Here is a 12,656-nt window from a genome sequence, read left to right on the forward strand (position 1 = left end):
TAATTATAGTATAAAAAAAACCGGACAATAAGGTCCGTTTTTTGGCTATCGACCTTGTGCTTGAGTGACACTCCGGCCGCTTCCTTTCCACCGGGTATTCGGAAGATCCTCGGTGAATTTCATGACCGGCGTGGTCTCTACCTGCTCACTGTTCGCACTGACGTTTTTAGTTTACAACCTTTTGCTTTGTTGTAAAATCATCTACTTTCTAAAAAAAGCAGGGAGCCAAATGCTCCTCTGCTTTTCTCATATAATCTGCTTATTTCGTCAGTTCTTCGGTAAGCACCGGTACAATCTGCTTTTTGCGGGAAACAACACCTTTGAGTGTGGCTACGTTGTTGTCCAGTGTTACCTTGAAAGCTGATTCGGCCGCTGTCGCTGCCTTGCCGAGGATCAATGCGGCGGAATCACTGGTCAGAATATTAGTTACTGCAAGAACAAACAAATCAAGATTCTTTGCATCGATTTCTTTGTTGATTGCCGTTTCGAGTTCAACCTGGCGGGAGAGCGCGTCGTCTGTATCCACAACATTGACTTGAGCGATCTCTACAGCATATTTGCCCATTTTGAACGGCTTCACATCGATGGAAATCAATTCTTCGGCTGATTTGTCTGCGATGTTAGTACCGGCTTTAAGCATATCCAATCCGTAAGTTTGCGCATCAATACCGGAAATCGTTTCGAGTTCCTTTGCTGCTTTCACATCTTCTTCTGTGCAGGTCGGAGATTTGAACAGCAGCGTATCGGAAATGATTGACGACAGCATAATTCCGGCAATTGTTTTTGCTACAGGCACCCCGGCTTCTTTGTACAGCTTGTTGATGATTGTCGCCGTACAGCCTACCGGTTCCGCACGATAATAAAGCGGTGCTTTCGTTTCAAAATTAGCTATTCTGTGATGATCGACAACAGAGAGCACATCCACGTTTTCAATGTCGTCAGCGCTTTGTGCGCGTTCGTTATGATCAATCAAATAAACGGCCGGCACTTCATTGGCAACGGTTTTTACCAAGCGTGGTGCTTCAATCTGAAAATGCTTCAGCACATAATCCGTCTCGCCATTCAAATCACCAAGACGGACAGCTTCTACATCTTCACCAAGTTTGTTCTTCAGATCAGCGAACGCGATTGCCGAGCAAATCGCGTCGGTATCAGGACTCTTATGCCCGAAAACAAGCACTTTTCCCATTTTTTCGACCCCTTATAGTTACGTATATTGGCTACTCACAGATATCCCGTTTATAGTCTCTCAACAAAACCATACCTTAACTATCTGAGAATTTCAATAGTCTTCAGGTACACATTGATTTGATCAACGGACAACGAATTCTTTGTAAAGGAACGTCATTTTTACTCACGCCTAAGCATTTTTGTATTGGCAATATACAGGGCGGCGACCAGCACCAGAATGGCGATTGCATACAGCAGAACCGAATGTGGGTTTTCATGACTGACAATGATTAATCGGACAATCGCCGTAACACCGATATAAACAAAGTAACGAAGCGGAAAATGGTAATGTGCCTGAAAGTATTTGATGATCAGCGCGATAAATTCAAAATAGAGAAAGAACACGAGAATACCTTCTAGCAAATGATAGTAGGAGGCGTTCTCACTTAAAAACAGATAAGTGAAAAACTGATAGGTTTCTTTGATTAATGCGACACTTAAAACAGCAGCCAGTGCAAGAAGAACAAGATTTAATGTCCACTGAAGCACCGTTGTAATGATCCAGTCAATTTTTTCCCGATTCAAACGATCACGACCTCCCTTTGAAAAATAGTTACAAATAAATTTTCCTGATCTTTAGATAATATACCGTTATTTGAATTAATGGAATCATGAGTACAACGAAAATCGGATAGATAGGAAAATTTTCTTCAAATAGCGGATAGAAACACATTGCACCGGCACAGACCGGTGCTACTGCCCATATAGCGAGAAAAGCAGCATGCGAGGCCTTAGCCGTAATGGCTCGCTCTCGTTCGTCATCTGATGGCATGATGAGCGGATAGATCCAGAATGACGACTTGTTCTTTCGTTTATTCCATAAATAATCAGCAGCTTCAATAAGTCCTAATACCATTATTGGAAGAAAAAAGATCATGTTCAGCTCGACTGTATAACTGTCCTCATTTCTGCGAATCAGATCCGCCAGCCCGTTTGTCAGTTGAATGAACGGAACCATTGCCAGTCCGAATGAAATAATAGTACAGAATGACATAATTAGGGAAAACCACAGACGTTTCATTCTTCATCCGCTCCTCTCTTCAGTTCGAAAACATCTTCCATGCGAAGCTTAAATACATGACAAATTTGCAGACCGAGAAGGAGTGAAGGGACATAATCTCCTTTTTCTATAGAAGCAATGGTCTGCCGCGTCACGCCGACCTTTTCGCCCAGATCCGACTGTGTCCAATCATAGCGTGCTCTCAATTCCCTGACTCGATTTGATAAATACATAGCATGCGACCCACCCAATGTTTAATTAGCTAAACATAATGTTAATTTTATTTAACATTATAAACAAAGAAAAAACGGCAGTCAAACGTAATGAACCGCATTCGTCTGTGCCGACCGCTTTATTAGTTTTTCTTCAGTTTTCTCGCAATGATATTGCCCAGTGATTGGATAATCTGAACAATAATAATCAAGATAATGATTACTGCATACATTACATCCGGCTGGAACCGTACATAACCGAACTGATAGGCTAAGTCGCCGAGGCCGCCGGCACCGACAAAACCAGCCATCGCCGTTTCACCGATCAATCCGATCACGGCAATCGTCAGACCGAGAATGATTGAAGAACGCGCCTCACGAATGATCACATGCCAAATGATTTTCGGAGTCGAAATACCCATGGACTGATACGCTTCAATAATGCCTTTGCTGACCTCCAGCATGGCAGTCTCCAAAAGTCGGGCAATGTATGGCGCGCAGGCAACTACGAGTGGAACGATAACACCTTTCACGCCAATTGTCGTGCCAACCAGCGTCTTTGTGAACGGGAGCAGGAAAAAGAGCAGGATAATAAACGGAATTGATCGAATGATATTAATTAATGAGTTTACGATTGTAAAAACCGCAGCATTGTCCCATTGCCCACCCTTCCGTGTCAGAACAAGCAGCACACCGAGCGGAAGCCCGATCAAGATTGAAAAGGCAAGTGAGATCAGCGTCATCTGTGTGGTCTGGATAAATCCTTCCCAAATTGCGCTGCCCCATTCATTGATAAAGTCCGCCATTAGTCCTTCACCTCTTCCACAAGTACATCTTGATCATGAAGGAAACCGACCGCTATCTCAACTTGGGTTTTATCGCCCTTCAGATGAACAAGAAGCTTGCCGACCGATTGATTCTTCAATTGATCAATGCCGCCGGCAATAATGCTCGGCAACACATCGTACTGTTTGGCCAGCGTCGCCAGTATGGGATCCTTTGACGATTCTCCAAGGAAGGTCAATTTGACCAGTCTGCCGGATTTAAGCAAATCATCTTTGACTGTGGACGGAATCTGAAACTTGGATTCCGTGCTGATGAACCGCTTGGTCATCGGCTGCTGCGGTCGTGTAAACACATCGACAACAGAACCTTGTTCCACAATTCGTCCGTTCTCCATAACAGCGACACGATCACAAATACGCTGAATAACATTCAACTCGTGTGTAATTAAGAAAATAGTGATTCCAAGCTCCTTATTAACCCTCAGAAGCAATTCAAGAATTGCATCGGTTGTATTCGGATCAAGCGCACTGGTTGCTTCATCACTCAGCAGGACTTCCGGCTCGTGCGCAAGCGCACGGGCAATGGCCACACGCTGCTTCTGGCCGCCGGAAAGCTGACTCGGATATGCGCTCTTGCGATCCGTCAAGCCGACAATTTCTAAGTACTTTTCGGTACGCGCCTTAATTTCTTCATTCGGCACGCCTTCCAGTTTGAGCGGTGTTGCGACATTGTCATAAACATTCGCAGTCTCCAGCAAGTTATATCCTTGAAAAATCATACCGATTTTACGGCGCATCTGTCGCAGTGCTTTTTTTTTCAGTTTCAGAACATCATGCCCGTCGACGAAGACTTCCCCACTGGTTGGGCGTTCAAGCAAATTCACGCAGCGGATCAATGTGCTCTTCCCGGCACCGCTGAAGCCAATGACACCAAAAATTTCACCTTTGTTTACCTCAAGAGAAACATCCTTTAAGGCTTCAATCTTGTTCTTCCCGACGCGAAATGTTTTTGACACATGCTGCAATTTAATCAAAATGTCCCCCTCCTCACCAAGCAGGAACTACAGAACCGCCGAACTGTTTCTTAATGTATGCTTTAACTTCCTTCGACTGATAATATTTCTTCAACTGCTTTACTACTTTGTCATTCTTATTATCAGTACGAACAACAAAATAGTTGGGATATGGATTGTTTACAAGTGGTTCGTGATAAATAGAATCCTTCAATACCGTCAATCCGGCGCCCATTGCAAAATTCGTGTTGATAGCTGATGCTGCCACTTCACCGAGCTGTGCCGGAAGCTGTGCCGCATCCAATTCAACGATCTTCAAATTTTTCGGATTGCTGACGACATCGCGTTTCGTTGCCGTGACGCCGGAACCTTTTTTCAGTTTAATTACACCTGCTTTTTCAAACAGCTGCAGACCTCGAAGTTCGTTTGCCGGATCGTTCGGCACTGCAATTTTATCACCGTTTTTCAAATCTTTAAGACCCTTGATTTTTTTCGAGTAGATCCCCATCGGGAAAGCAACGGTTTTGAAGACATCGGTAATTTTATAGTTTTTGTTTTTAATCTGATCCTTGAGAAATGGGAGTGTCTGATAGCTGTTGGCATCCAGGTCTTTATCGTTCAACGCAATATTCGGTTGGTTATAATCGTTGAATACCTTCAGCTTAATGGTCAGACCATCTTTTTTCGCCAGCTTTGCGACTTGTTCCATGACTTGTTGATGCGGGCCGCCGGTCACGCCGACTGTAATTTCCTTTTCACTCAATTCATTAGAAGATCCGTTGCCGCAGGCGGCCAAAACAAAAACCAAAGAAAATGCAAGTAATGCTGAGATAAATGCAGTAACCTTTTTCACTGATTTTTCCTCCTGTTTGTATATAAGAATACTATGGTTTCTAACCGAAGGCTTTTCCGATCATCCAGTTTCCTAATCTTATTGAAGAAATCGGGAATAATAAAGGCTTCCCTCGAGAAGAGAGAAGCCTGATTCGTCCGTATCTTCTCTTATCTCTCAAAATCCGAATGGATTCTGCAGGAATTGGCACCTAAGCCTTCGCTTGGTTGCCGGGTTTCATCGGGCCAGTCCCTCCGCCGCTCTGGATAAGAACTATTCAATTGGTTAGTGATATGATTGTACCGCGAAATTGTGAATGTGTCAAAGCCCTGTCGTTAAATTCTATATATTTCCATAAGCAGATTGATGTTCTTAATTATTTAGTAAGATCAAACGATAATGATGTTTTTTGGCCCATTTACCGTCAAATTGACGAATGCTGGAGGTGAAAGCAATCCTTCACACGCCAATTCATCAAATCGACAAACCTTTCAGCAAGTCGAAAAATGTAAAAGTCGGCACCTTTTACGCCTGAGCCAATAAATAGTATGAACAACATAATTTTTTAATAAAGTTTATTACTTGGCTGATTCGGCCGTTGTCGCGTAACCTCTTGGGTGACTGCGGTGCCAAGCCCATGCATCCGCAAGTATTTCAGGAATGTTCGTATGCTTTGGGTTCCATCCGAGCACGCGCTTTGCCTTTTCCGGGGAAGCAATCAGTGTGCTCGGATCTCCGGCACGCCGCGGCGCCAATTCGGCCGGGATGGTTTTGCCGGTAACTTTTCTTGCCGCCTCAATAATTTCCTTAACTGAGAATCCTTCACTTGAACCGAGATTGAAGACATCACTTTTACCACCGTCAAAAAGGTAGCGAAGCGCCAGACGATGCGCTGCGATCAGATCCTCAATGTGCACATAATCACGCACGCAGGTGCCGTCCTTGGTCGCATAGTCATCACCGAAAATGAAAATATGATCGCGTTCGCCGGCTGCAGCCTGAAGGACAATTGGAATTAGATGTGTTTCCGGATGGTGATCTTCACCGATTGCACCGGATTTACTTGCCCCAGCAACGTTGAAATAGCGAAGCGCAACAAATCGCATGCCATACGCACGGTCACACCATTTCATCATTTTTTCCATTGTAAGTTTCGTTTCGCCGTATGGATTTGTCGGCTGTGTCGGCATGTCTTCAGTAATCGGTACAATTTCCGCTTCCCCGTAGGTTGCCGCAGTTGATGAAAATACGATGTGCTTTACATTATTATCGTTCATAGCTTCCAAAAGGATCTGCATCCCGTAAACATTATTATTGAAATACTTCAGCGGCTTTTCCACCGATTCACCGACTAAAGAATTCGCGGCGAAATGAATGACGCCCTTAATATTTTCTTTCTTAAACACAGAATCCAAGAATGCTTTGTCACGAATATCTCCTTGATAAAACTTCGCGTCCGGATGAAGCGCCTCTTTGTGACCGGTTTGCAAATTGTCAACAACAACGACATTCTCACCCGCCTCAATGAGCTGATAAACCGCATGAGAACCAATATATCCTGCTCCGCCTAATACTAAAATAGCCATAAACAACCTCTTCTCATTATCTTCTTTGTTACCATTTTCTACCTTATTGAAAAGCCTGACAAGCACTATTTATCCGCATTTCTGAATTGAATGGACACCGACGTCTTCAGCGCTCGCTCCAGATGTTTTTTATGCCTTTGTGCGGCTTGTTCTTCGAAATAAGCGTCATCGTGATAGTAGGCCGTCAACTGAAGCTGTTTTTTCTTCGTCTGTTTGACTGTCAATCGATCAACGACGTGCAATTTTGTACGGTCAAAGTCATGCGCGAGACGCAGTACAGCTCCGAGTGTCTCATACAGCTTCATCTCTTCCTTAGTCGCCATTTTCTGAAACTGTTTCGCGAAATTGCTCAGATTCGAACGATTCTTAAACGAAGCAATCAGAGCTACGGCTAAGCGGTCGCGGTGGCTGATCCCATTGATGTTCATATTAGTCAGCAAATAAAAGGTCTGCGCACTGCTTGACTCATTATTTATGAATTCGCCTAAATAGGCGAGATCTGCGCTATGTGAAAGAAGCCAGGCAATCCGCTTCTCTGAATCATTTCCTTTGAATAAATTCAGTATACCGTCAAAGATCTGAAACGCTAATTTCTTCACATACGCCGTATGGCGGCTGTCTAAATTAAAATTGCGCCGCAGCTGCCGAAGGCTTTCATTCAAGACGTAAGGGATATACTCCTCGTTCCTTTGCTTGAGCACCCATTCATAGAACACGCCCTCGCGCAGTCCCTCTCCGCTCAACATAAACCGTTCTCCGCGATTAAGCTTCACTAATAAATTGATGACTGCCGAGGCAGGCAAAATAATATCTGCCCGGTCTTTTGACAGCCCGTCCATACTTTCACGTTCCTCAAGTGTCATCGATGCCAATTTTTCTTTCAGCTGATTTAAACGCTCACGCGGAATTGTATATTGATGAAGCCCCACCAGTGGATAATGTTCCTGAATCTGGTCAATACGCGCCAGATTTCTGGCAGTTCCCCCGATACCGATAATTGGAAGCTCATTGCCGCACAGCCACTTAAGCGAGGCGAACTCTTTCTTTATATATGCCTCCAAGCGGTCTCCGGCATACGGATCATTATCTTTGTAGAAGGTCTGATACAGAGTTACAGCCCCAAATGAAAAGGAATGCGAATGAATCAACCGGCGTCCTCTGAACATGGTAACCTCTGTGCTGCCGCCGCCAATATCAATTGTGATCCCGTCCTCAACATAAGTTGAATTAATGACCGCAAAATAGCCGTAATAGGCTTCCTTCATTCCTGAAAGGAGTCGGACATTGAGGCCGGTTTCATTAAAAACACAGTTCAGAACGGCTCCGCGATTTTTCGCTTTGCGCATTGCGGCCGTGGCAAAAGCATCAACAATGCTGACATCTTTCTCGCGTTCAATGATAAACCGAAACCTTTTCAGTACATCCAAAAGTATAGACACGCCTTTCGTGCTCAGCTGATCATTTTCATCTATGTAGTTGCTCAATCGTGCTACGGTTTTAAAATTCAGCAATTCTTTCGAAAAAAAGTCCTGATCAACGCCAATAATCACAAGCCGAATCGAATTCGATCCGATGTCAATGATTGCGTGCTTTTGCAAAATGCTCAAAAACATTTCCCTCCCGCCTATCCGTCGATCCGCGCATAAATCATCTTCTTTTATAAACACACCTTTACTCAAAAGTATAACTTAAAAAAGACAAACTGCAAAAGCATGCCCTGTCGTGACAGAAACTATTTTGTTTGGTAAAAGCTAAACGATGACGCTGTGTTACAGGATCATAGATCGGAAAGTTCTTCAAGATCAACACCATTTGTCTTGAGATGATGTTCAATTGATCGAGTCATTTGCTTCAGAATGGAGATACGGGCATACCATTTGCTGTTGGCAGGGATAATATGCCAACACGCCGCGGCCGTGTCGGTTTTGTCAAACATTTCTTCAGCTGCCGTCACATAGTGATCCCATTTTTCACGATTCCGCCAATCTTCAGTCGTAATTTTCCACTTTTTTAGCGGATCGGATTCACGCTTTTTAAATCGTTTGTACTGCTCTGCTTTATCAATGTGCAGCCAGAATTTATCAATCATGTAACGATCATCAGTCAATTCTTTTTCAAATGCGTTGATTTCTTGATAAGCACGTCTCCACTCTTTAGGTTCTGCCAACTGTTCAACCCGCTCAACGAGGACACGTCCGTACCAGGATCGATCGAAAATAGCGATCTGACCGTATTGAGGAATCTTTCTCCAGAATCGCTGCATATAGTGATAACGTTTTTCATGAGGTGCAGGGGCAGCAATTGGCCAAACCCGAACACCGCGCGGATCAAGATTCGCCACGGCTCGCTTAATTGCTCCTCCTTTTCCCGCTGCATCCCAGCCTTCAAAAACAAAAATCACTCCTAATTTATGTTCCATCAAAAGATGCTGCATGGACAGCAGCTTTAATTGATATTTGACCAATTTCTTTTCATAAGTATCCCTGCTGGCGATTCCTTTTTGTAAATTCACTTCATCCAAATGGCCGCTTTTCATGTTTTATCTTCTCCTTTTTTGCAGTTGATTTAGGATATGGTAATCGTCGTCTTTATATCCTTTTTATTCGTATACCACCCGCAGGAACTGACTGAAATGATGCAAGGCATAATTATTTAAAATACGTTCACACTACTTCTTGACGGAGACGTCAAAAACCAAAAAGAAAGCTGGGAGCATCGTGAGTTTTAAAGAGGAAAAAAGCAATAAAGCTTCTAAGCAATTCAATGAAGAATTTGCCGAACCGCTTGATGAACATTCTGTAGAAGAAAGAGAACGTGCGCAACGTACCGGCGACCACGCGGATTCAAACAATCATCATGAAGGCCATGATCATAAAAACGATCAGAGCCGTAATAACAACCGCTAAGCTAAAAAAGAACGGAAACCTTTTTATCGGTTTCCGTTCTTTCTATTTTGCTGCCGTTTAAGGAAGTAGCTGTTTTCACCATTTATTTCAGCAAAATTCTAATTTTTAAAGGAATGAATCGGCGCCGGAATTCTGCCACCCCGTGCGATAAAGTCCGTTGAAGCATTGCGATTAACATCCATGACCGGTGCATACCCCAGTAAGCCGCCAAATTCGACCGTATCGCCAACCATTTTACCAGGAGCAGGAATGACACGAACCGCAGTTGTTTTATTGTTGATCACACCGATTGCCGCCTCATCGGCGATCATTGCAGAAATCGTTTCCGCAGGAGTGTCTCCAGGAATGGCAATCATATCAAGCCCAACAGAACAAACGGCTGTCATGGCTTCGAGCTTTTCTAAATTAAGTGCACCACGCTCCACTGCGTGAATCATTCCGGCATCTTCGGATACAGGAATGAATGCACCGCTCAAGCCGCCGACATGACTGCACGCCATGACGCCGCCCTTCTTCACCGCGTCGTTCAGCAGTGCCAGTGCAGCCGTCGTTCCATGCGTACCAACCGATTCAAGCCCCATTTCTTCAAGAATGTGGGCTACTGAGTCGCCGACTGCCGGTGTCGGTGCCAGAGACAGATCAACAATACCGAATGGAACACCGAGTCGAGTCGAGGCTTCATGTCCGACCAGCTGACCCATCCGTGTAATCTTGAACGCAATTTTTTTAATGGTTTCGGATACGACATCAAACGGCTGACCTTTCACTTTCTCAAGCGCACGCTTTACGACACCGGGGCCGCTTACACCAACGTTAAGCACACAATCTTCTTCACCGACACCGTGAAAAGCACCCGCCATGAATGGATTGTCCTCAACAGCATTCGCAAAAATAACCAGTTTTGCGCATCCCAGGCCTTGCTGATCCCTTGTTCGTTCTGCGGTTTCCTTGACGATACCGCCCATTTGCTTTACCGCATCCATATTGATACCGGAACGCGTTGATCCGACATTAACAGATGAACAGACAAAGTCGGTGACTGCAAGAGCTTCAGGAATAGACCGAATCAGTCTGCGATCACCGGACGTATAGCCCTTCTGAACAAGGGCGCTGAATCCGCCGACAAAATTAACGCCTGTTGTCTTTGCTGCCTTGTCCAAAGTTTGAGCAAAAGCTGTATAATTCTCATCCTGTGAAGCCCCTGCAATCAGTGATATCGGGGTAACGGAAATACGTTTGTGGATAATCGGGATACCGAACTCATCAGAGATTGCTTCCCCTGTCCGTACCAATTTTTCCGCCTGTCGTGTAATTTTATCATAGATTTTCGTTCGTGCTTTTGCTCCGTCGCTGTCAATACAATCCAAAAGCGAAATGCCCATTGTGATCGTACGGATGTCCAATTTTTCTTCCTCGATCATCCGAATTGTTTCAAGTATTTGTGTTGTTTCCATGATTTTCGATATCCTCCGCCTTATAGACTGTGCATTGATGTAAAGATTTCTTCTCGCTGAATTTTAATTTGGACGCCAAGCTCGTTTCCCTTATCGGCAAGTAATTTCTTCATCTCACCGAAACTGTCCCCTGCTTCAGATAAATCAAGAATCATCATCATGGTAAAATAGCCGTTCATAATGGTCTGTGAAACATCGAGAATATTTACATGCAGTTCAGCAAGCTTGCCGCTGACACCAGCAATAATGCCCACTCTATCCTTACCGATTACCGTTAAAATTGCCTTCACTTTTGCCACTCCCTGTTGTTTGTTTGTCTTAATTCATGTTTTTTAATCTTTTTATCAAAACAATCTGAAACATCATGTTGGCACCCATTTGATAGATGCTGGCACTGAAAGCAAGCTTCCATCCCCCGTTTCAAATAGGTGGACCTTCAGCAAACTGAAAAGCCTGTGCTTTTCACAAACGGGTCAATAATTAGTAACGAACATGATCCTTTATTAAAGCCAATATCAAAACAGAGCTTCGACCGTACTGTTTTCAGCCAAACTCTAGTTCATTATCTCAAGAAAATCATTCGATGCAAGCAAATCTTGAACATTGACAAAAAGAATCCATTCTTATAAGATAAGTTATGGTTTTTAAAGCACTTTTGCGGGTGTAGTTTAATGGTAAAATTAGAGCTTCCCAAGCTCTCGTCGTGGGTTCGATTCCCATCACCCGCTTTAACTTCATTTCGCAGCCTATTGAGATTGAGAGCGGGGAAACCGCTCTTTTTTTTTACGAAAAGGAAATCAGATACTGGTCACCTTGCCGAACTTACTTAAATGATCAATGCGATTATAATCAAGAATCTCCCACGAATCGCCGGCCGTCGCAATGTGGCTGATACATGTGTTGAACAGCTTTGTTTTACCGGTTCCGATTTTTCCGCCGGACAGCAGGGCCAGAATAACATTGATCAAGCCGCCGTGCGCGACAAGCAGTACAGGTTGACCGGGAAAGCTTTGTTTTACAGCAGATAATCCGTGAATGACACGTTTCCTGACCAGATCTATAGGCTCCATTCCGGGAATAACGCCATCCGGAAACTGTTCGTCACGTTCCGGAATTGTCAGACCAGATGCTTTTCCATACGCTTTTTCAATAAAATCGGCATTTTCAATTAGAGGCAATTTCCCTACAAATTTATTTATGATCTCGGCAGTTTGTTTTGCGCGAAGCAGCGGACTCGTCACAACAGCCGAAAACTTTACTGACTGCAGAGATTCCCCAACCATTTCTGCCTGTTTTCTTCCCCGTTCATTAAGCGGTATATCTTCGCGCCCCTGCAGTTTTCCCATTGCATTCCAATCGGTTTCCCCATGCCTGACCAGGCAGATTGTCGTCATGATCAAACCTCCAACTTGTTCTTCTGGTTTTCACTGATACAAATTTTGCTCATGCTTCTTTAAGTCTTAATTCTTATTATAGCGAAAAATTATTTCCTGTGCTTTGCGTTTTTAAATCTTTCTATCCATTTATTGGACACGGTACTAGTCAATTCTTCCAATGAAGAGAGCATACACCCTTAAGTTATTCTCATTTGATGAAGGCAGACGAAAGGATCTGCAGACGTCAAAACGGGTACACCAT

General features: G+C 44.0%; 14 protein-coding genes, 1 tRNA gene and 1 riboswitch. Of the genes, 2 read left to right on the forward strand and 13 right to left on the reverse strand.

Annotated elements, in window-relative coordinates:
- Positions 1-259: 259 nt before the first annotated feature.
- From NIE88_RS17985 to NIE88_RS18030, 10 genes are all read right to left on the reverse strand, one after another.
- Complete coding sequence (locus NIE88_RS17985) at positions 260-1,189, reverse strand: manganese-dependent inorganic pyrophosphatase (RefSeq protein WP_253064272.1); 930 nt, start codon at positions 1,187-1,189, stop codon at positions 260-262.
- Positions 1,190-1,350: 161 nt separating this feature from the next.
- Entirely contained in the window at positions 1,351-1,755 is a 405-nt protein-coding gene (psiE, locus tag NIE88_RS17990; RefSeq protein WP_253064274.1) for a phosphate-starvation-inducible protein PsiE, read from the reverse strand.
- Positions 1,756-1,783: 28 nt separating this feature from the next.
- Positions 1,784-2,251, reverse strand: coding sequence for a hypothetical protein (locus NIE88_RS17995; RefSeq protein ID WP_253064276.1), 468 nt, complete (start codon positions 2,249-2,251; stop codon positions 1,784-1,786).
- Positions 2,248-2,463, reverse strand: a complete 216-nt coding sequence (locus tag NIE88_RS18000) for a helix-turn-helix transcriptional regulator (RefSeq protein WP_253064278.1) — start codon at positions 2,461-2,463, stop codon at positions 2,248-2,250. The genes NIE88_RS17995 and NIE88_RS18000 overlap by 4 nt, the downstream gene beginning before the upstream one ends.
- A gap of 122 nt (positions 2,464-2,585) precedes the next feature.
- Positions 2,586-3,248, reverse strand: coding sequence for a methionine ABC transporter permease (locus tag NIE88_RS18005; protein ID WP_253064280.1), 663 nt, complete (start codon positions 3,246-3,248; stop codon positions 2,586-2,588).
- A complete protein-coding gene (locus tag NIE88_RS18010; protein ID WP_253064282.1) occupies positions 3,248-4,261 on the reverse strand; it encodes a methionine ABC transporter ATP-binding protein in 1,014 nt (337 codons plus the stop codon). The genes NIE88_RS18005 and NIE88_RS18010 overlap by 1 nt, the downstream gene beginning before the upstream one ends.
- Before the next feature lie 13 nt (positions 4,262-4,274).
- Positions 4,275-5,093, reverse strand: a complete 819-nt coding sequence (locus NIE88_RS18015; RefSeq protein ID WP_253064284.1) for a MetQ/NlpA family ABC transporter substrate-binding protein — start codon at positions 5,091-5,093, stop codon at positions 4,275-4,277.
- A 146-nt stretch (positions 5,094-5,239) separates the two neighbouring features.
- Positions 5,240-5,345, reverse strand: a riboswitch (SAM riboswitch).
- A gap of 305 nt (positions 5,346-5,650) precedes the next feature.
- Positions 5,651-6,658 carry a UDP-glucose 4-epimerase GalE gene (gene galE / locus NIE88_RS18020; RefSeq protein ID WP_253064286.1) on the reverse strand — a complete coding sequence of 336 codons (1,008 nt, stop codon included), beginning with the start codon at positions 6,656-6,658 and terminating at the stop codon, positions 5,651-5,653.
- A 65-nt stretch (positions 6,659-6,723) separates the two neighbouring features.
- A complete protein-coding gene (locus NIE88_RS18025; protein WP_253064292.1) occupies positions 6,724-8,265 on the reverse strand; it encodes a Ppx/GppA phosphatase family protein in 1,542 nt (513 codons plus the stop codon).
- Positions 8,266-8,435: 170 nt separating this feature from the next.
- Positions 8,436-9,194, reverse strand: a complete 759-nt coding sequence (locus tag NIE88_RS18030) for a polyphosphate kinase 2 family protein (RefSeq protein ID WP_253064293.1) — start codon at positions 9,192-9,194, stop codon at positions 8,436-8,438.
- 181 nt (positions 9,195-9,375) lie between these two features.
- On the opposite strand from NIE88_RS18030, the gene NIE88_RS18035 reads away from it, so the two are divergent.
- Positions 9,376-9,564, forward strand: coding sequence for a hypothetical protein (locus tag NIE88_RS18035; RefSeq protein ID WP_253064294.1), 189 nt, complete (start codon positions 9,376-9,378; stop codon positions 9,562-9,564).
- 98 nt (positions 9,565-9,662) lie between these two features.
- Here NIE88_RS18035 and NIE88_RS18040 read toward each other — a convergent pair whose 3' ends face one another.
- The gene (locus NIE88_RS18040; protein WP_253064295.1) at positions 9,663-11,018 is read right to left on the reverse strand and encodes a PFL family protein; all 1,356 of its coding nucleotides are present in this window, start codon (positions 11,016-11,018) and stop codon (positions 9,663-9,665) included.
- Between the two features lie 20 nt (positions 11,019-11,038).
- On the reverse strand, positions 11,039-11,308 hold the full coding sequence (locus NIE88_RS18045; RefSeq protein WP_253064296.1) for an ACT domain-containing protein: 270 nt from the start codon (positions 11,306-11,308) through the stop codon (positions 11,039-11,041).
- Positions 11,309-11,675: 367 nt separating this feature from the next.
- Between NIE88_RS18045 and NIE88_RS18050 the strand changes: the two genes are divergently transcribed.
- Positions 11,676-11,746: transfer RNA gene (locus NIE88_RS18050), tRNA-Gly, on the forward strand.
- A 69-nt stretch (positions 11,747-11,815) separates the two neighbouring features.
- Here the strand turns inward: NIE88_RS18050 and NIE88_RS18055 are convergent.
- A complete protein-coding gene (locus NIE88_RS18055) occupies positions 11,816-12,412 on the reverse strand; it encodes a histidine phosphatase family protein (RefSeq protein ID WP_253064298.1) in 597 nt (198 codons plus the stop codon).
- Between the last annotated feature and the right edge of the window lie 244 nt (positions 12,413-12,656).

The organism is Sporolactobacillus shoreicorticis (genome assembly GCF_024125445.1).
GTDB classification, from domain to species: Bacteria; Bacillota; Bacilli; order Bacillales; family Sporolactobacillaceae; genus Sporolactobacillus; species Sporolactobacillus shoreicorticis.